The following is a 20,371-nucleotide window of genomic DNA, read 5'->3' on the forward strand; positions in this document are numbered from 1 at the left end:
TTGTAAAACGAGTGCAGAAGCTGCTTGATTTTCTAAGCCGCGTGCTCGGCGGCGAACGCTTATGTGTCATTTCTGATTTTCCGCACTTATTTCTAAGCCGCGTGCTCGGCGGCGAACCAAAAGCTCATCAATACTTTTTCCCGTATTACTTTCTAAGCCGCGTGCTCGGCGGCGAACTCACAAACGCTCTTCATTCCCTTTCCGCCAGCTTTCTAAGCCGCGTGCTCGGCGGCGAACTTGTTAATATGTTTCCTTACGACACTAAAACATTTCTAAGCCGCGTGCTCGGCGGCGAACGATTAATGGCTGTGATGTGTGGGACAAGGAAATTTCTAAGCCGCGTGCTCGGCGGCGAACTTAAACCCAGTAGAGAAGGCAGAGTTTATACATTTCTAAGCCGCGTGCTCGGCGGCGAACAATGTCACCAGATGGCCGTGATGCGTTTCAAGTTTCTAAGCCGCCTGTTCGGCGGTGAAGTTTGCTGTGTTTCTCGCTTTCGCTATTTGCATTTTCTAAGCCGCCTGTTCGGCGGTGAAGATTAGCACCTGGTCAAACTCTGCTGTTGTCGGTTTCTAAGCCGCCTGTTCGGCGGTGAAGCCCAAACATCGTGGCCGTGTGGTTCATGATTTTTTCTAAGCCGCGTGCTCGGCGGCGAACGAACGTGTTCGTATCATCGGTGATTTCACAATTTTCTAAGCCGCGTGCTCGGCGGCGAACATGAATCTATTTGTATTGATTGCGGCTGGAAATTTCTAAGCCGCGTGCTCGGCGGCGAACCTCTAACGACTCATAAAACGGCTTAAGCGTTTTTTCTAAGCCGCGTGCTCGGCGGCGAACTATGTTAAGAGGCTGATCAACCACCAATTTAATTTCTAAGCCGCGTGCTCGGCGGCGAACCTGGTCGCTACCGTTTTAGCCAATTCTTTCATTTTCTAAGCCGCGTTCTCGGCGGCGAACTCTTTTACATCACCAGCAAGGGTTCAAAATGTTTTCTAAGCCGCGTGCTCGGCGGCGAACTCCCACAATTCCATGTATTCCGCCATGACCTTTTTCTAAGCCGCGTGCTCGGCGGCGAACTCGATACAGGGCCTTTTGCTGATTATGTAGATTTTCTAAGCCGCGTGCTCGGCGGCGAACCATGCAAATCTTCCGGCTTAGCCAGTCATAACTTTCTAAGCCGCGTGCTCGGCGGCGAACCTGGATGCAGAGGGCAAAACAGACGCGCTTGATTTCTAAGCCGCGTGCTCGGCGGCGAACGCCATGTTAGATCCCCTCTTCTTCCCACTGTATTTCTAAGCCGCGTGCTCGGCGGCGAACGCTACAAAGAATCGGCTTACATTTCTCGTTGGTTTCTAAGCCGCGTGCTCGGCGGCGAACCCTATTGCTCTAGGCTCTCCGTGATCCTCACATTTCTAAGCCGCGTGCTCGGCGGCGAACCCACGTACCGTCTAGAGAGCGAATGACAGCAATTTCTAAGCCGCGTGCTCGGCGGCGAACACTATCACACTATCACCAGTGGACAGCAACGATTTCTAAGCCGCGTGCTCGGCGGCGAACTTATTACAGGCGTAGAAAAGCCGCCCCCTACTTTTCTAAGCCGCGTGCTCGGCGGCAAACATTTATTTTCAAATTTAACACCGCATATTTTTTTTCTAAGCCGCGTGCTCGGCGGCAAACTGATGTGCAAGCCTCATAAATGCCAGACTTATTTTCTAAGCCGCGTGCTCGGTGGCAAACGGCTTCATCAATACCTTGCTGAATTGCCGCAGTTTCTAAGCCGCGTGCTCGGCGGCAAACCACAAGTAGAAAGCGCCTTACGTGATCATTTCTTTCTAAGCCGCGTGCTCGGCGGCAAACTAGCAGCAGGTGTAGTAGGCGGGTTGTTATCATTTCTAAGCCGCGTGCTCGGCGGCAAACGTATTGCTTCTTGTTTTGCTTTACTTGCTAAATTTCTAAGCCGCGTGCTCGGCGGCAAACAAACCTCTAGAAACGCCTGTCACTAAGTCTCATTTCTAAGCCGCGTGCTCGGCGGCAAACAAACAGTCAGAGAGGGAAAAGGTGTCAGTCAATTTCTAAGCCGCGTGCTCGGCGGCAAACCGGGGGTTGGTGGGCTGGTGATTCGTTCGGGTTTTCTAAGCCGCGTGCTCGGCGGCAAACTCTGAGGGTGTAGACACGGCGCAAACCCTAAATTTCTAAGCCGCGTGCTCGGCGGCAAACGACCACGGCGGCGGCTATCGAGGCCGCGAAATTTTCTAAGCCGCGTGCTCGGCGGCAAACAATTTAATGATTTCAAAGTGTTGAACTTAGAATTTCTAAGCCGCGTGCTCGGCGGCAAACGCAAATATTTACGCTTAATACGGTCTACAAAATTTCTAAGCCGCGTGCTCGGCGGCAAACCCGCAGGAAATAAGCCATTTAGAAATGACAACTTTCTAAGCCGCGTGCTCGGCGGCAAACGCTTATCAATGAATGTTGCTTTGTACATGTAATTTCTAAGCCGCGTGCTCGGCGGCAAACCGTAGGCGATTTGGTTCATGTTCGCACCAAGATTTCTAAGCCGCGTGCTCGGCGGCAAACAAAGATTGGGACAGTGCCGAAGATAATACAAATTTCTAAGCCGCGTGCTCGGCGGCAAACGTCCTGCGACATGCGAACCCGTCCAGTAGTGTTTTCTAAGCCGCGTGCTCGGCGGCAAACTCTCATACGCTAACCTCTGTCACATATATGTATTTCTAAGCCGCGTGCTCGGCGGCAAACAACTCTAGCGTATCGCTCTTGTTCTGTTATATTTTCTAAGCCGCGTGCTCGGCGGCAAACCAAAACCACCTGAACTATCACCACCTTCATAATTTCTAAGCCGCGTGCTCGGCGGCAAACTAATGAATTGCCTAAAGGGTGCGGCGGCAAGTTTTCTAAGCCGCGTGCTCGGCGGCAAACGTATTAAGAAAATAATACGCTCTTGCTCTTTTTTTCTAAGCCGCGTGCTCGGCGGCAAACAAGCAAGCCCTTAGTGCCTTTTTTGACTTGGAATTTCTAAGCCGCGTGCTCGGCGGCAAACACAAAATGGACTGAACTTTCTGCAATGTTTTTTTTCTAAGCCGCGTGCTCGGCGGCAAACATCATCCCAAAACGCATAATCTATTTTTAATTTTTCTAAGCCGCGTGCTCGGCGGCAAACTTTTGACGAAGCGCCAGAGACGTTCCAAGAGTTTTCTAAGCCGCGTGCTCGGCGGCAAACTTATCATTCAAGCAGAGCCAGGGGAAACTTTCTTTCTAAGCCGCGTGCTCGGCGGCAAACTGGAAGTTGAGCGCGTGTATAAAATCGCGCTATTTCTAAGCCGCGTGCTCGGCGGCAAACGCAATTCGGGGTTAGTAGGGCAACAATATATATTTCTAAGCCGCGTGCTCGGCGGCAAACTCAGGGTACTTAAAACTGTATCCATGCAAGAATTTCTAAGCCGCGTGCTCGGCGGCAAACCATCGGATGACGCAGTTCAGTTATCTAAAGATTTTCTAAGCCGCGTGCTCGGCGGCAAACGATCCTGCCCCGTCAACTTCACAGCTCCAGATTTTCTAAGCCGCGTGCTCGGCGGCAAACGACGAATGCCCGATCGAAATCCCGATGACGCATTTCTAAGCCGCGTGCTCGGCGGCAAACACTAGCTTAGCCTTGCCCATACTCGCCGAGACTTTCTAAGCCGCGTGCTCGGCGGCAAACAGCCAGCTCTTGAAGCGTATAACCTCGATAATTTTCTAAGCCGCGTGCTCGGCGGCAAACAATAGTCTAGTTGCAAAAAAACAAGTTACAACATGCAGTTAGGTAAAAATAGACGTTTTTACCAATGGTTTTTCGGCATATTGTAACTTGCTGTTTTTTAAAGTGTTTTTTTAAAGAGCCTTTTTCATTGGTTAAAACCAAGGAATTGTTGCTGTTTTACTCAAACCAAAATAGTCGAAGTCACCGATCTGTGGGCTGGCTTGAATATCCGTCATTTTAATATAACGTCGATGGTGCTTTCCATTAGAGGTACTTTCCATTTCAAGATAAGGCAAGGTGGTCATCTGATCAGCAAACATTTTGGCTTTATAAGCTTTCATTTCATGCTCTAAAATTGAACCTCGCTTTATTAAGCGTCTTAGATGAGATTTGCTCATATTAGGGCGCCAACGAAAGACACGTCTGTATTGAGCACATTCAGGCACTGTTTTTATATCACTGAATACACAATAACCAGATAAACCACCTAACCATGAAAGAGCCATTAGCTCTTCTAATCTTTCTTGACTTGAATGTATTCTAACTAAAGTTCCAAGCATAACTTTCGTTTCAGGAAAGCTAACCCCTATATCTAAAGATCTTAGATCGAAAAGGGCTTTATGGAACTTGATATATACCTTGTTTAATAATACATTTTCTCGCATTTCAGCATCTGGCCTAATACGGATATCAATATAAGAATCCATACTTCCCCCTAAACTCGAATATTTGACACATAAGCAAGTCCTTTTTTACCTAAATAAAAACTCGACACGCCAGCATTCTCAATAAGTTTTTTAATTTCGAGCCCTTTATCACGTTCAACATCAATAATTATTTCTAGTTGCCCACTAGCTTTAGTCATCATAGTTGTTACTTCTCCTTGTCCCTTTATCTTTTCTTTTTTAACAAAGGGATTTCCCCATATTGTTTTTTTGGGCCCTGTCGTGAACCTGTCCATAAAATCTTTTTTAGTAAAACCTCGTTTTGAAATACCGCTTATGCCACCTGCTTTAGTCTTTGCAGTAGACATATCATACTTTTTCTCTAGCCGAACCAATTGTAAATATAAAGCAGAGCAATAAAGGCTAATGGTCATTACCTGACCTTTTTTATTAAAATAGTCTATGTCAGGAAAAAGTGATTTTAAAGTATTCACTGCACTAGCAACGACACTTTCATTTTTTTTAGGTTTTTCTTTATTCAAAAATTCAAGGCGACTAATAATTTCAATTGGGTCAAGTTTAATACTTTCTTCAACCATTACCTTGTCAACGATAAAACGGCATAACTCTGGCACATCTAGATTTAATACCCCCCAAAACTCTTCTGAATAATCAGACGTAAAAACAGAATCGGTTATTTTAATCATTCCCGTAAATGAATTTTGATCTGTACTACCATTCATGTTACGAATAAATGTCATTTCATTAGTCAATAATGATTTATCTATAAAAGTTACTTTACCCTCTAAATTTTCAAAATAATAAGTATTTTCATAATTTTTATTGCGCGCTTGATATAGCTTACGCTGGTCACCAATCAATCGATTTAACAATCCCATTACAGTATCTAATGTAATATCACAGACTTTAAAATTTCCCTCTTTTTTAAGGTTAGTCATAGAACCTAAAAACTCTCTCCCCCTTTTAGGTAGTGTCTCATTATTTGAGCCACCCAAAAACGAGTTACGCCAGCATGAATCATAATCAATCGTGATTTTCATATTGCCTCCTATTTTGCGTAAAAATATTGGGCATACTGCGATTGTGGTTCACTAACGATTTCTGACTCATCGCGCTTAATACGCATCATTTTATGACTGTCGTTATAATCTACCGTGATTTCATCAACATACATGTAACCTTTGGCTTGACGAATACTTAAATCGGCAATACGTGACAATGTATGCTCAATAATTGCTTGTATTGCATCATCATTCAGTAAAATTCCGCACTCACCTTCTTCGAAAATAGTGCCTTTACGGACATAATTACTATGAAAAGTCGCGATTGGATTTAACGATGGATTGAGCCCTTTGATGAAAGCTTGCACTGTTTCTGCAACTTCTTCACCCTGACCTTCTTTAATGATCATGCTAGCACGGTCAAACTTTTTATCTAGTGAGATAAATTGCAATTGCTCAATGCTAATAGAGCCATAGGAAATATATTCAGTATCGCCAAACGTGGTTTTAGAAAAAAACGATGAACTATCTCGTTCACCTGCCTGACCAAACTGCTCAAAATTACCATTTCCTAATTGATCAACGAAATCTTCTATTAATAATGGGCTGCTTCTTTTGCATTGACTAGAAGGCACAACATAGCCACGAACAAGTCCTGTAATAGAAGCCAATACTTTTTCTAAGTTTTTTTCTCCTGAAAAATGTAGATCAAAAGCTTGCTCTTTAAATAAGTGGTGGCGAATACAGTTTTGACTTATGTATAAAGGCGTTTTTTTAAAATCGATATCGGTCGCCTCTTTTTTATATTTATAACCTGTCTCGTCTTTTATTTTACCTGTTAAGTTTGAATAACCTCTCAATTTTGGCAACGTATGGTTGTCTACTGTTTTTCCGTTATCACCAGTTAAAGTAGTTGGGCCATTCCAGTTCACTACACCATGACCCAATGCTTTAATCTTAAAATCAACACTTTTAATTCCGGTTACTTTTTCCATAGGTTATTCCTCGTCTTCTGTGGTTTGATTAATTTGTTTGATAGACATTGCGCCAATCGGTTGCTTATCACATACTACATAATAAATAGCGTGTGGATGTCGGGCACTTTCTCCACCCACATTTAGTAGGTCGTTGGTGGTGTAACTTAAATAAATGGGCGATTCTGGATCGCGCGCTTCATTTAACAACGCATTATCATTATAGGATTTAATTCCTCCCATAATATTGTGGTGTTTTTTAAACATGTGAGATAACAAGTCTTTGTCACTTTGATCGTAACCACGGATGACTCTAGTGGGATATGTGAGGTTATCAATATTGCTGTCATCATTTAGTGGCATTGAATAAGCATACTCATCTAAGAATTGCGGTACTAAATTGGTTAAGTTAATTAATGCCAATTGCACAAAACGATTATCACCACGTAGCGATGCTTTGCTGATTTTGTTATGTTTTTTATCTTTATTTTTCTTCCGCGGTACTGTGATGGGATCAATCACTTTTGCATTAATTTGTTGGACACTATTTTTAAGTGCTGCTACTAGATCACTCTCTATAAAATCTCGATTACGCTCAGTATGATGAAATTTGAAATAAAGTTGATAAATTTCAGGCAAGGTAAAAGTTCTATCGACAAGCTCGCTTTGTAAAAACTGATACCACGCCCGCACTGAGCTCAGTACGTACATTTTTCCTAAAAAACCTGCTGCTGGGCTTTTTCCTTTTCCGTTAGCGACGGATTCTGGTACAGCTAAGGTGTAAATATTTACATCACTATTTTCGCCAAAACGATCTAATCGTCCTAACCGCTGTAAGCTATCTTCAGCACTGGTGATTTCGGCCACCATATAATCACAACTGATATTAAGCGACGCTTGCACAATTGGACCACTGCGCAATACCTCATACTTACGTGTACCAGCACGTTTGTATGCCTCGTACACCTCAGCAAACCATTTACGTTTATCACTTTTAATAAATTTTGAATGCAACAGCACGGCATTTTCAGTGTGTTGATTAGTGATAAAGCTATTTTGTGCTGTTAACGCCATATTACTGATTACGAAGGTACAGCCCCTTTGTGGGACAAATAACGGGTTAGTATTATCAAGTTTGCTATCATCAAATACTTTAAAATTGAGTTGATATTGGCTTTGGTTGAACGATGGCATGACTTTGATATCGTCGGGATGAATGCTCAATAACTCTTCAACAAAAACGTAATGTGGCGTTGCCGACACTAATAAAGTATTCGCCTGTTGCTGCTGCATTTTTTTAGATGCTATTAGCTCTGCAAACAACAAATTAAACGATGCCATATTCACGTACTCATGAAACTCATCAAATACTACATGCACGTTTAAAAAATCGATAAGAGTATTGGCCTTAGTATGGCTGATCACTGCACCCAAAATTTGATCAATAGTAGTAATAACGATATCTCCAGAAAAATTTTCGTCATCGGAAATTCGGTTATCCCACTGATTATGAAATTTAAACTCACCGGTATTAATTTCAATGGTGCTGTTAGGCAGATATTGTTCTGAGGTTAGTTCATAAAATAAACCTTGGCAGACTTGTACGCGGGGACATACCCAAATGATGCGTTTTGCACCTTGTAGTTTTGCCCATTCCAAAGCAATTTTGGTTTTACCGCAGCCAGCAGCTCCAGCAAGTACCGCAACATCTTCGGCAGTAGTCAGCTCCTTAGCAATGTCACTTTGCTTTTTACTGCGTTCACTATTAGGAAAAAAAGTTTTGAGACACGTATCGATATCACCACAAAGAGTAGACTCAACGCCAAGCAGATCAGTAACGATATCGTTTAAGTTACGCTCAAAAATGGCCTTATGTAACTCTGCAGCACTTAAAGCAGAGACTTTACGATCAGCGGTGATCAAACAAGCACGTGCAATATTATTCAAGGCGTTAACTTTTACATTGGTATTATTGGCCGAGACTGACTCTTCCAGCTCATACTCTTTGTAATTAGGTAAAGGTGGTGCATCAGGGAGATTCGCTTCTAATGCCTCAGCAATTTCAGTTGAAAAAGTTTTTTCTAGCAGACTATTGCTTGAGTTTCGATATTTTTTATCTATACCAATAACGAGCTTAAGCAGTGTTTGAGCTTGCATGACAATATCAGTTAAACCAACTCCCTTCTGGTTTGCTATAAGCTTTTTACAGATGTCTTTGTAAGAATCAAAACCACTTTTCTCTTTGCGATATGGCTTAGCATGATGCCAGTACACAGCATGCTTTACTGAACGTTTATTACTCGGGTTGAGGGCTTTCAGCTCAGCACTATCTAGTAGGTGGTAAAATAATAATGATAGTTCATTGTGCCTAGGGTGTTTATCAAAGCTAAATTTAGCATCATCAATATGCTGGCCATCTTCTGCTACAAATTCTTTCTTTTTGGGGTTAGTAACCCATTCTTGGAACTTAGGATCAATTTTTCCTAAATCATGAAAGCAACCAGCAATAAAGTTTACCAGCGAAAACTGTGTGCTTTCGGGAAATAACTTGTGATGTAGCTGCTCGGCAACATAACCGACTGCAAACAAGTGCTCGCTTAATGGCTGCAAATGAGTGTTAGCATACAACACACCTTGCTTGGGTTTGTCTCTTACAACATCCATAAAAACCTCTTTTTCTGTGGTATTAACCGGCACGATACCTTGTTCATTAAACTTATTCTTATTCCCCACCACCCAAAGCAATTCACTTCTGGCACGGGTTCTTATCCAGTGGCAACTTACGGCGGTGTTTTTGCTGGCGGTTTGACGCAGCATTTTTTTGACGGTAAGCAAGCCGTCTTCGGTAATCAGGGTTTGCCATGTGTTGTCGCCGATTCGATTGGCAAAAGCATCTAACACACGGCGGGTCTTTTTGAGTGAGTTTTTTTCGCACTGAGAAACAAAGGTCACCATCATCGTTCGGTATCCTCGTCGTTTTGTCGCTCTAAAGAACGACCTACAAGTGCCTCTTGTTCTTCGAGGTCATTTTGCTTATTTGATGAACTACCAAGATTTAATGCCACGTTTTTGACCGTATCAAACATAAAATCTAACGCTTTATGGTCGGTGAATTTTTGTAGAATTTGCTGACGAAATTCTTGTTCTGTGGCGTTTTCTTTGGCGCAGACAAAGGCCCAAGGCAGAACGATGGCGTCTTTTATCAAGTCGGCGACATCAAACACCAACGCACCACGGCGCGTTTTGCCATGCATGACGGCAAAACCATGAGGAATGCCGAGCACCCATAAACAACAAGCGGCTAAGCCGTAGGCGAGATAGTTACCGTGGCTTAAAAAATCGTTGGCTTTGTCGCTTGAGTCATGCTGACGTTTAAAATCCTCAATACGCACAGCATTAGCAGCGTATTTGTAAAGGGATTTGGTGAGCTGAGCTTCGGTGAGTAATCAATCGGATTGTTTCGTCGCGGCATCGGTTCGGTTATGAAAGGTCTCGAAAGACGATTGTAATACCGCATCTTGCAGGGCGAAGCCTTCACCTTTTAAGTCTTTGTCTTTTGTCCAAATCCGTTCAAGGTAATCAAGGCGCGCTTTTTGGAAAGTTTTCGCTGCATCAAGTCGTTTGTCGTCATCAAACCAAAATTGCAGCCAACCATGGAGGTATTCTGTCGGGCGATATTCACTTTGCGGAGTAAACCATTCTACTTCGCACGCCATATACAGAGGCGTGCCACCGCCACCACAAAAGCCAACTAACACGCCTGCTTGAGCAAGCATACGCATGGCGGCTTGGGTGATCGAGGTCCCATTACCAAGTAGAAGCACGGTGGTGTTGGCAATCGGGATATTAAAATACTGGTTTTCTCCTGACTTTTTATTAGAAAGCGCTTCCGTGAGATACAAGACTCGACCATCTTTTTGCATCACCCGACAGTATTCGAGGTAGTACATATTGGCTCGTTTAGAGTGCAATATGGTTTTCATATCCGATGGTGAGAACTGTTCCATTGTTTGTCCCTTCTCGCTCTAGTTATTTGCCTTGTATCCACTGTGCCTTGCTTCTCTCAATGCCACAACGCTGTCCATTTACACAGGTAAAGTAATTTGACAGGTTTTGCCTTATGTCAGTGTTAAACAGTGTTTATCAGTCAAATAGCCATTGTTTTATGTCGGTGTAGTTAACACACACCAGTTGTTGGGCTTGTGGGTTGGCTTCGAGCATTTTGGTTTTGATCTGTAAGTCGTCGAGGGTGTATTTGACAAGGGCGGCGCGGGTAGTGATGTTCAGTTGACCATCTGTCATGCCGTAGTCGTTTTCAAGCACACGTTTTTGTTTGTCGGTAAGGCGGGAGTCAGGAGTAAGAATCAGTGAGACTTGAGTATTCCACAGGGTGTCTTGTTGTGCGGTCTGTTCGGCGATTTTGCCATCGTACTCGACGCTCTGAAAGCGGCTGAGTACAAAGTCGAGGAATTGTTTTCGTACGTCACAGTAGGCGCGAACGTGCCATCGTCCGGCGGTTTTCACAAAGCTATGGGGGTAAATTAATCGGCCTTGCGGGTCGCTGCTGGAAACGGATAAATATTCGCAATCCACAGCGGTTTTGTCTTTAACAGCTTTTAATAAAGGTCGCATGACCTGTGGTGAGACGAAGCGCGCTAAGGCTTGCATTCTGTATTGGGTGGCGTCTTTAGCCGCATTGGAAAAGGTGGGGATTTTACCGTAGTTTAGCCAATCAAAGTATTCATCCACGGTTTGGTCAATGTAGTGCGGTTTGAAATAGCTTGTTACTTGGTAGGCTTTTCGTGTGGCATCATAATCTAACGAGTTTGGGAAATCGGTCTGATATTGTTTAAGAAGCTGACTGACACTTTGCCGCGTGAGGCCCAAAGCAGTCATTAGTGGTTTGGTATTTATTTGTCCTTCCCAAAAGGCAATTAATTCTAACATCCAATAACGCTGCGCGACTTCCATATTGACTACTTCCTTACTCTTTGTAGCCTAGCAATGTAACGCAGTTTTTTGTGATAACCAAACCACAATTGTGGTGTTTTTGTAGTCAGATCAATGAATTTGTCACTCTGCGCTGCTTATTGATTTGCGCTCTGCCCTAACCATCCAGTTCCTTGGGGTTAGGCTTTTGTCGCAGAATTTTCCTATCTCGACTTGGTAGCCGTTTTCTTCTAGGTAAAGGGCGCGGTCAAGGACAAGCCAGTATTCCAGCGCGGGGCGAAAGAGTTGGCTGATGGCTTCGAGTTTTTGAATTTGTTGGCAGCGTTGTTGGCCTTGTGATTCGAATGATTCAAAGGGCAAATCGGCTTTTAAATGTAACAACCCTTTTTGTTCCGCCGCCCAGTGGCAAAAGGCTGTAAAGCCTTGGTTCAATATGGCTTTTTGGATGGAGGGAACAGGCAGATATTCATCTTGCTGACGAGCCGATCTTTGCCATGAATCGAACCCTAAGCGATAAGTAAGTTCCAGTTGCTTGAGGCGTTGTTCACGTGCACCTGCGGTGGCGACTTCTTTTACCGCGAGTTTGAGATCGGCTTGGCGTAGATTAAGCTGGGATTGCTTTGCCCATTGGGATAGTGGGCGATAAAGCGCCTCTTTCGTCAGGTGGTAGCAGCATGGAGAAAGGCAAAGTTTGCCCGTGTTTGCCACAATTGCTTGCTGGATGAGCTCTCGATGCAAGTCCCCACAAGCATGAAGTGCTACAGCGCAGTGAGTATTCGCTAACGCCAACTCGCCTTCACCTTTTAGCACATCGGCATGAGTAAACATCTGTGGTAGATTGAGTCGTTTGGCTTCTTGTTCGCCCGCATCACACAAGGCTTTTTGCCATTCTAGGCTGTGAACGGGCTTGTTGTCTTGAAAGGCCAATAATTTGCCCAGGTAGCCCTTTCCTGCACACCATTCCACATAGCTTTCTGCTTTTGGCGTCAGGGCGACAAAGGCTTGGATTTGCGACCACTTTCGGCCTTTTATTCCGGCTGAAACATAGCTTGGCATTGTGTTAGTAAGTGTTCGCTCCGAAGTTAGATCAAGCATTTCAAGCTCGGAAAAATTCAGCGGACTTTTTAGGTCTGGACAGAGACGAAAAACTTGCGCGTAGAAAGAATCGCTTGGCCCTTCCCTGCTCTCTTTTTCTAGACTCTCTTTTTCTAGACTCTCTTTTTCTAGGTACGTGGCCAACTCGGGATAAGCATTTTTCCAAGGATTGTCCAAACGAGCAAAGGTATCGAACTGCCAGAGTGATGTATGCGTTTTTAGCCAGGCATCCAGTAGTTGAAAGTGATGTTGGAAAGCAGTCATGAATTGGCTCGCAAGGAAGGAAAATCAGGGTGTCTATATTTCTTTACAGTATTGGGAAAAATTCCCTCTCACTTGGATTGTATTTTGTCATAAAAACGGCAAAATGAAGAGGCTATTCAAGCAACAATTATCTTCACAGCGATTTTACTGTGACGTAAAAAAAGGACCCCAAAAATATCATGTTCAAGCATCTTAAAGCTGTATCAGGCGACCCTCTTTTAGCCCTTATTATTGCCCATCAACAAGATCCAAACCCAAATAAAGTTGATTTAGGTGTAGGTGTTTATAAAGACGATAATGGCCACACTCCGATTTTGAATACGGTAAAAAAAGCGGAAGCTATTTTGCTTGAGCAAGAAAACTCTAAAAGTTATTTAGGCATTTATGGCGCGACTGAATTTGAAGCCATTATTAAAGATTTACTATTGGGTGAAGGCAATCCATTAATTGCATCGGGTCGTATCCGCTCAACCCAAACACCTGGTGGAACGGGCGCGCTGAAAGTTGCGGCCGATTTTATCAGTGCCAACTTGAAAGACGCCCGTCTTTGGGTAAGTGATCCTACTTGGGGAAATCACCAGTCTATTTTCAACTCTGCTGGTGTAGAGGTGCAAGAGTACCCTTACTACGACCCAGAAACAAACGGCCTGCGCTTTGACGATATGATGGCGAAACTAGAAGCCGAAGCAAAAGAAGGTGATGTTCTATTGCTGCATGCCTGCTGCCACAACCCAACGGGTATCGATCTACAATTCGACCACTGGAAAGTATTAACCGATTTTGTCAATAAACGCGGCTTGCTGCCTTTGATTGATGCAGCCTATCAAGGTTTTGGTGATGGTTTAGATGAAGACTTAGCGGGTCTGCGTCATATGGCGGCCAACGTTAAAGATATGTTAATCGCCAATTCTTTTTCGAAAAACTTCGGAATTTACCGCGAACGTTGTGGTGGTTTAAGTGTTATTGCTGAGTCTGCGGATGAAGCCAATGCTGCGTTCTCTATTATTGGTCAGGCAATTCGTGCGAACTACTCTATGCCACCTGCTCATGGTGCGGCTGTGGTTTACACCATTATGAGTAATCCTGAACTAAAAGCAGAATGGGAATTAGAAGTGGCTGCAATGCGCGACCGCATTAATGGCTTGCGTGAAAAGCTGGTTGCAAAGTTAGCCGCATCGGGTGCTAGCAAAGACTTTAGCTTCATTAAAGATCAGCGTGGTATGTTCTCTTACTCTGGTTTGACTCTAGAGCAAGTTCGCGCTTTACGTAATGACTACTCTATCTATATTGCCGATACTGGCCGCATGAGCGTGTCTGGTGTTAGTGATAGCAACATCGACTACTTATGCGAAAGCATTGCAAAAGTTGTTGGTTAACAACTAAGCGGTAAACAAAAAACGTGATCAGTTCAATTCATCACTGATCACGTTTTTTTTGATCTAGGGCCTATTATTCACAAGCCTAGCGGATAATAAAGTTTCGGTTTAATGAAGAATGCGCTTATCTGAATCTTTTACACTAGTTTGTGTTTCTGGATGATAATGTTTTACCAAACGCAAAACAGATGGCTCTATAGTATCTCGCCAGAAAGCCACTTCTTCTTCCACCATACCTTCGAGTTTTTTCCAACCAGTCTCCGTTCCAAACAAACGAACTGGAGCTAACGCTTCATCAAAGAAATCTCGATCACCGTTGATTCCAAGGCCAATCAATTTCGCACCACGAATAAATCCAACACACCACTCTTCTACTAGTATATTGTATTCACCATCGACTTCCTGCTCTAAGTAAATGGGATAAAACTCCCCAAACAGCAAGCTATTCATGGTTTCCATATACATGATTAAGACAAGACTTAGGAATTCATCTTCTTGTTCGGTCGATTCCCAAACTGGTTGATCTTCATCCGCCCCCCAAATAGCATTCAACCAAACATCTGGCTCTAGCTCTTGTACAGAACAGCCTAACGCAGTTAAGAAACCATCTAACTCCGATACGCACATAAGCGATCGGTCTGTCCCAAACGTTAATAAATAATGATCTATTTTCTCGTAAAGGACTTCTTCGCTGATGACGTCATCATCTTTCTTTTCAGGCATTCATTTGTTTCCAATCAGTTGAGCTATACATATATTTTAGCTTGTCTAGGCAAAAGCGATAATATTTTGATTCATTAATCAATAATCGCTAAGTTACCGTACGTTTCTAGCCAGCTTTTGCGGTCTCCTGCACGCTTTTTAGATAACAACTTATCAAGTAGCTCATCAGTGTCCAACTTGTCTTCCATGGTAAGTTGAATCAAACGGCGTGTATCCGGTGCCATGGTTGTTTCACGAAGTTGCGATGGATTCATCTCACCCAGACCTTTAAATCGTTGTACGTTTGGCGTACCACGTTTGTTTTCAGCGGCAATTTTGTGCAAGGTGATGTCTTTTTCTTCGTCATCAAGGGCGTAATAAACTTCTTTACCAAGATCAATTCGGTACAAAGGCGGCATCGCCACAAACACATGTCCACCATTCACCAAAGCTGGAAAATGACGCACAAACAAAGCACAGATCAAGGTAGCGATGTGCAACCCATCCGAGTCGGCATCGGCAAGAATACAAATTTTGCCATAACGCAGACCACTCAAATCTTCTTCACCAGGGTCAACACCAAGCGCTACAGAAATATCATGAATTTCCTGTGATGCCAGTACTTGGTTAGAATCCACTTCCCAAGAATTAAGAATTTTACCGCGAAGTGGCAAAATGGCTTGGAAGTCTTTTTCACGAGCCTGTTTAGCAGAGCCACCAGCCGAGTCCCCTTCCACTAAGAAAAGCTCACTTCGTGCAGAATCTTGTCCAGAGCAGTCAGCCAATTTACCCGGTAGTGCTGGGCCTTGAGTCACTCTTTTACGAACAACTTTTTTACTGGCTTTTAGGCGAGTTTGCGCACTATTAATGACGATTTCAGCAATTTTCTTGCCGTCTTCAACGTGCTTATTCAACCAAAGACTAAAGGCGTCTTTCACTGTCGCTGAGATAAAGGCAACAATTTGACGAGAAGACAGTCGCTCTTTGGTTTGACCCGAAAACTGAGGCTCTTGAATTTTAGCGGAAAGTACATAACTGCAACGATCCCACACGTCTTCTGCGGTGAGTTTGACACTACGAGGCAATAAATTATGAAAATCACAAAACTCACGAATGGCGTCTAACAAACCAGTTCGCAACCCATTAACATGAGTTCCGCCCTGAGCAGTAGGAATCAAGTTAACATAACTTTCTGTGACCAGCTCTCCACCTTCCGGTAGCCATTGCACAGCCCAGTCAACACCTTGTGTTTTTTCAGTTAGTCCACCGATAAAAGGTTCATCTGGTAGCAATACAAAACCATCGTTGGCCTGAGCCAGATAGTCTTTCAAACCATCTTGATAAAACCACTCTTCGCGAACCTCTTCACTGCCACTTTGATCGATAAACACGACATGAAGGCCTGAACACAGTACAGCTTTGGCTTTTAATAGATGTTTTAAACGCGAGAGAGAGAATTTAGGGCTATCGAAATATTTTGTATCGGCCGTAAATTTCACTTTTGTGCCGGTATTTTTCTTACCGACTGTGCCAATTTCTTTTAGCTCTGAAGTTTTGAAACCATTTTCAAAACCAATGTGATAATGGACACCGTTACGTCTTACCCAAACTTCTAATGAAGTAGATAAAGCATTAACTACCGATACACCCACACCATGTAAACCACCTGAAAACTGGTAATTATCACCGGAGAATTTGCCGCCCGCGTGAAGTTTGGTCAGAATCAATTCAACACCGGAAATACCTTCCTCTGGATGAATATCGACAGGCATACCACGACCGTTGTCCTCTACGCTTAAGGAGCCATCTTTGTACAAGATGACTTCGATGCGATCTGCATGCTTCGCCAACGCCTCATCCACGGAGTTATCAATGACTTCTTGTGCTAGATGGTTTGGCCGTGAAGTATCTGTATACATTCCTGGACGCTTTTGTACAGGTTCTAAGCCACTAAGAACTTCTATGGATCCGGCGTTATATTCTTTTGCAGACATGCGTGTTTTTACTTCCAAGTTGATCGTGCAATACAGGGAAAAAGGACTGTATAGCGTGCGAGTGTAAATTAGATGGGCTAGAGTCTATCACTGGTTTTACTTAGTGTGAAATAGTCCAACAAAAGCAGTAGCTTACTCAGTTAATATTCCAGCAAAACGCAGAATTTCTCCGGTAAATCGTTCAAAATCAGTAAAGCGATGATCTCCATTTTTTTCATGGGTTAATCGTGCCGTTTGCGGAAAGCACTTTAGTGCTTCTTTGTAATCCAACACCTCATCACCTTCTTGAATCATCAGCCAATATAAATCAGCGGTTGGCTCAGTAACGATTAATTGCTCAAGCTCTTTCATATGCAATTGAGTTAATTCATATTTTTCATCGGTGTAAGGGTTAAATTGTTCTCCGAGATGCTCTTTTAATAAAATTGGGGCTTGCACGGCAGGGTTCACCAAAATGGTTTTTAAACAATATTTCTCCGCCAGATAAACAGCATAAAAACCGCCAAGTGAGCTCCCAATCAGTGTGATACCTTGCTCTAGATTGGCTTCAATGATGGCTTCTAGTTGCTTAATTGCTTCAGCAGGCTGCCAAGATAAACGAGGCGAAATCACCGCGTCAGGTACTCCCATATCTTTGGCTGCATTACACAGCACCATGGCTTTATGGGAACGCTCAGAGCTGTTAAAACCATGAATATACAATAGAGCAGTCAAGGGGTTTCATCTCTGTTAAAAGGTTAAAATCAAAATTAGGCGAACTGAAAGGACAAGGTATTGTTTAGTCGATGACCATGCTTCAAACAAAGCTCTAACAAATCAGCTAACTGCTGGTTTAAACGAAATTTTTCATCTCGATGCAACATGGCATCATTGGGATAAGGATAGGCTCCCTGATATTGTCGATGCCCATCAGTAATCTCTGCAATACCTACATCATGGTACAAACGAATCGTCATAGACAGAGTAGTTTTGAAGAGCAGTTTTTTTGGAATTTCCGGGCCAAATTCCAGCATAATTTCAGACGTAAAACGACTCTCTTTGCCAAGCGTCAATTGTAAACGGCTCTCTTGATCGCCTGCGCTATGAATAGAAAAATTCCAAGAATCCATCTCTTCTTGTCCACGCATGAGTTTACCAAGTCGGCGATAGTTTAGTTCGCCGAGCAATTGTAAGCTCACTAAATCTGGTACATAGTGTTTCGATGTTTTCTTAGTCATGTCACCCTTCGTCACCTTGTTCATTCTTGCGAAGTCTTACTCGCTGCAAAATTTTGTTCGACGCCCTTATTTGATGGTTGTCTTAATCTTTCCAATTGATGGTTCATGCGCACATCTTTATCGTGCCAGTATAGATTAAACCACGTAAAAAAGTGCTCTCTATCTTTTTCAGCTGCTCGATAGTCTAGCGCCAGAATACTCTCAGGCAGAGCCACTTCGCGTACCATGACTTTTACCTTGCCGATTCTACCGCATAACAAATCCCATCCAGTTACGGTTTCTTGTTCATATAAGACATTGATATCTGTAATACTTTTTATTGTTCCAGGCATAGTTTGCAATATAAAGCCTATGCCACCAGCTTTTGGCTTAAGTAAGTATTGATAAGGTGAAGATTGTTGCTCATGTTTACTAGGTGAAAACCGAGTACCTTCGACAAAACTCATGATGGAATTAGGACGGTTTAGTAATCGTTTGCAAGATCGTTTTGTCGTAGCTAAATCTTTACCCGCTAACTTAGGGTTCTTTTTAACCTGCTCTTTGGTATAACGCTTCATAAAGGGAAACCCCATAATATAGGTTGCCGTACCTACAAAGGGCATCCAAATCAAGGCTTGCTTCATAAACACTCTTGGCAAGGGCCTACGACCTTTAAGCTGAGCAAAAATGACAAAAACATCTACCCATGATCGATGATTAGCTATGATTAAATGCCAATGCTCAAAGTCGACCTGCATAGTGTCATCCAGCTCCCACCTTACGCCTAAAACATGTCTAAACCACCACTCACAAGAGGCCAACCAACCATCGTACAAACGATTCACACAACGTTCAGCAAAACTTTCATATGACGTACGCTTTAATAGTAATAAGGGCGCGATAAGATGAACCAACAATGCCCAACAAAATACATTGATACACATGAATACAAAAGAAACCAGACCAATTACTGGCTGAATCAGTGTTTTTTTGTAGGCAAAGGTAGAAACTTCTGGCTTCATCTGCTTAGACACACCAACGGGCTAGTAAATCGTTTTTGTTTAAAGCAAACCATTGTATCCCCATAATAGTACTGGCGTTTTCCACATCATTTTTAAGCAGAGCAATGGCATCATCTGAAGAAATTAAATGCAGCTTAATATCTTCATTTTCACTATCAAGACCATGAATTTTCGAGGTATCAACCAAACTGGAATCAAACTCAGCGGCATACATGCGAATATGTTCGACCAATCCCCCCGGTGAAGGAGTAAATTTAAACATATACTCTAAGCGATTTACTGATACACCGGCTTCTTCTAGAGATTCACGACGTGCTACCTCCTCATCGCTTTCACCTTCTTCCACCATCCCTGCAACCAACTCAAGTAACCAAGGTGATTCACTCTTTAATACAGCAGGACGAAACTGTTCAATCAACAATATTTTGTCGGCAACTGGATCAAACAAAAGTACGCACACAACATCGCTGCGAACCATCATCTCGCGAGACATAGGCTCGCTCCATTCACCGCTAAATTTTTTATGCCTCAAAGTCAGCTTTCGATACTCGAAAAAGCCTTTGTAGAGACATTCGTCGGTTAAAACCTCAACATCTTTTTTGTTGTAAGTTGGTTTAAACTTCATATTATCGCTTCCTTGAAATAAGGTCTGATATGATTGATTCATCACGGCAAGTCACGCTACGCCTTCTCAACGTCGACAAAATATGTCGGCAACTATGACAAGTTTGGAGTTGTTAATGGAAAACATACGTTGCGCTTGGTGTTTAGGATCTCCTGAATACATTCACTATCATGATAATGAATGGGGAATTCCTGTCCATGATGATCAAATGCTATTTGAGTGTATTGTACTCGAAAGCGCGCAAGCAGGTCTAAGTTGGATTACTATTTTACGCAAACGAGAAGGTTATCGAGAACTTTTCCATAATTTCGATCCTAATAAGGTCGCAAAAATGACCGAGACAGACGTCGAGCGACTATTATTAGATGAACGTATCGTACGTCATCGAGCAAAGATAGAAGCCACCATAAATAATGCAAAAGCCTTTTTGAAAATCGTCGATGAATTTGGTTCATTTAACCAGTATTACTGGGCATTTAGCGACAATAAAATCATTGATAACCCAATCAAGCATCACACCGAGGCGCCCGCCGTGACGGAGCTGTCCACTCGCTTTGCCAAAGACCTGAAAAAAAGAGGCTTTAAATTTCTTGGCGCAACGACCTGTTATGCCTTTATGCAAGCTACAGGCATGGTGAACGATCACATTGCTGAATGCATATCTAGAAAACAAAATAAATAGATAAAAGCGCCTTAATTAGCGGCAGTTCCTTGATTTCATTAAGGTTT

The 20,371-nt window shown here is 43.1% G+C and carries 14 protein-coding genes, 1 pseudogene and 1 CRISPR repeat array (1 of these 16 running past the window's edge); of the genes and pseudogenes, 2 read left to right on the forward strand and 13 right to left on the reverse strand.

Annotated elements, in window-relative coordinates:
- Window positions 1-3,778: a CRISPR direct-repeat array (repeat unit 28 nt; unit sequence TTTCTAAGCCGCGTGCTCGGCGGCGAAC); it begins 2,371 nt to the left of the window's first position.
- Between the two features lie 131 nt (window positions 3,779-3,909).
- From cas6f to C0J08_RS16635, 7 genes and pseudogenes are all read right to left on the reverse strand, one after another.
- Entirely contained in the window at window positions 3,910-4,464 is a 555-nt protein-coding gene (gene cas6f / locus C0J08_RS16605; protein WP_212653030.1) for a type I-F CRISPR-associated endoribonuclease Cas6/Csy4, read from the reverse strand.
- 8 nt (window positions 4,465-4,472) lie between these two features.
- Window positions 4,473-5,483 carry a type I-Fv CRISPR-associated protein Cas5fv gene (gene cas5fv / locus C0J08_RS16610; protein ID WP_212653031.1) on the reverse strand — a complete coding sequence of 337 codons (1,011 nt, stop codon included), beginning with the start codon at window positions 5,481-5,483 and terminating at the stop codon, window positions 4,473-4,475.
- Between the two features lie 8 nt (window positions 5,484-5,491).
- A complete protein-coding gene (cas7fv, locus tag C0J08_RS16615) occupies window positions 5,492-6,439 on the reverse strand; it encodes a type I-Fv CRISPR-associated protein Cas7fv (protein WP_212653032.1) in 948 nt (315 codons plus the stop codon).
- Window positions 6,440-6,442: 3 nt separating this feature from the next.
- Window positions 6,443-9,319 carry a CRISPR-associated endonuclease Cas3'' gene (locus C0J08_RS16620; RefSeq protein ID WP_212653033.1) on the reverse strand — a complete coding sequence of 959 codons (2,877 nt, stop codon included), beginning with the start codon at window positions 9,317-9,319 and terminating at the stop codon, window positions 6,443-6,445.
- A 53-nt stretch (window positions 9,320-9,372) separates the two neighbouring features.
- A pseudogene (gene cas1f, locus C0J08_RS16625) lies at window positions 9,373-10,425 on the reverse strand (type I-F CRISPR-associated endonuclease Cas1f).
- A gap of 136 nt (window positions 10,426-10,561) precedes the next feature.
- Window positions 10,562-11,389, reverse strand: a complete 828-nt coding sequence (locus C0J08_RS16630) for a WYL domain-containing protein (protein WP_212653034.1) — start codon at window positions 11,387-11,389, stop codon at window positions 10,562-10,564.
- 102 nt (window positions 11,390-11,491) lie between these two features.
- Window positions 11,492-12,727, reverse strand: coding sequence for a methyltransferase (locus C0J08_RS16635; RefSeq protein WP_212653035.1), 1,236 nt, complete (start codon window positions 12,725-12,727; stop codon window positions 11,492-11,494).
- A gap of 179 nt (window positions 12,728-12,906) precedes the next feature.
- Between C0J08_RS16635 and C0J08_RS16640 the strand changes: the two genes are divergently transcribed.
- Window positions 12,907-14,103 carry an amino acid aminotransferase gene (locus C0J08_RS16640; protein ID WP_212653036.1) on the forward strand — a complete coding sequence of 399 codons (1,197 nt, stop codon included), beginning with the start codon at window positions 12,907-12,909 and terminating at the stop codon, window positions 14,101-14,103.
- Window positions 14,104-14,211: 108 nt separating this feature from the next.
- On the opposite strand, the gene C0J08_RS16645 is transcribed toward C0J08_RS16640, so the two are convergent.
- The 6 genes from C0J08_RS16645 to C0J08_RS16670 all read right to left on the reverse strand — a co-directional run bounded on the left by C0J08_RS16645 (window position 14,212) and on the right by C0J08_RS16670 (window position 19,642).
- The gene (locus C0J08_RS16645; RefSeq protein ID WP_212653037.1) at window positions 14,212-14,826 is read right to left on the reverse strand and encodes a UPF0149 family protein; all 615 of its coding nucleotides are present in this window, start codon (window positions 14,824-14,826) and stop codon (window positions 14,212-14,214) included.
- A 74-nt stretch (window positions 14,827-14,900) separates the two neighbouring features.
- On the reverse strand, window positions 14,901-16,799 hold the full coding sequence (gene parE, locus C0J08_RS16650; protein WP_212653038.1) for a DNA topoisomerase IV subunit B: 1,899 nt from the start codon (window positions 16,797-16,799) through the stop codon (window positions 14,901-14,903).
- Between the two features lie 132 nt (window positions 16,800-16,931).
- Entirely contained in the window at window positions 16,932-17,513 is a 582-nt protein-coding gene (locus tag C0J08_RS16655; protein WP_212653039.1) for a YqiA/YcfP family alpha/beta fold hydrolase, read from the reverse strand.
- A 35-nt stretch (window positions 17,514-17,548) separates the two neighbouring features.
- A complete protein-coding gene (locus C0J08_RS16660; RefSeq protein WP_249344354.1) occupies window positions 17,549-18,016 on the reverse strand; it encodes a DUF1249 domain-containing protein in 468 nt (155 codons plus the stop codon).
- 20 nt (window positions 18,017-18,036) lie between these two features.
- Window positions 18,037-19,017 carry a 1-acylglycerol-3-phosphate O-acyltransferase, YihG family gene (gene yihG / locus C0J08_RS16665; protein WP_212653041.1) on the reverse strand — a complete coding sequence of 327 codons (981 nt, stop codon included), beginning with the start codon at window positions 19,015-19,017 and terminating at the stop codon, window positions 18,037-18,039.
- A 4-nt stretch (window positions 19,018-19,021) separates the two neighbouring features.
- Window positions 19,022-19,642, reverse strand: a complete 621-nt coding sequence (locus tag C0J08_RS16670) for an NUDIX domain-containing protein (protein WP_212653042.1) — start codon at window positions 19,640-19,642, stop codon at window positions 19,022-19,024.
- A gap of 115 nt (window positions 19,643-19,757) precedes the next feature.
- On the opposite strand from C0J08_RS16670, the gene C0J08_RS16675 reads away from it, so the two are divergent.
- A complete protein-coding gene (locus tag C0J08_RS16675; RefSeq protein ID WP_212653043.1) occupies window positions 19,758-20,324 on the forward strand; it encodes a DNA-3-methyladenine glycosylase I in 567 nt (188 codons plus the stop codon).
- Window positions 20,325-20,371 lie beyond the last annotated feature (47 nt).

The organism is Marinomonas sp. CT5 (genome assembly GCF_018336975.1).
GTDB lineage: Bacteria > Pseudomonadota > Gammaproteobacteria > Pseudomonadales > Marinomonadaceae > Marinomonas.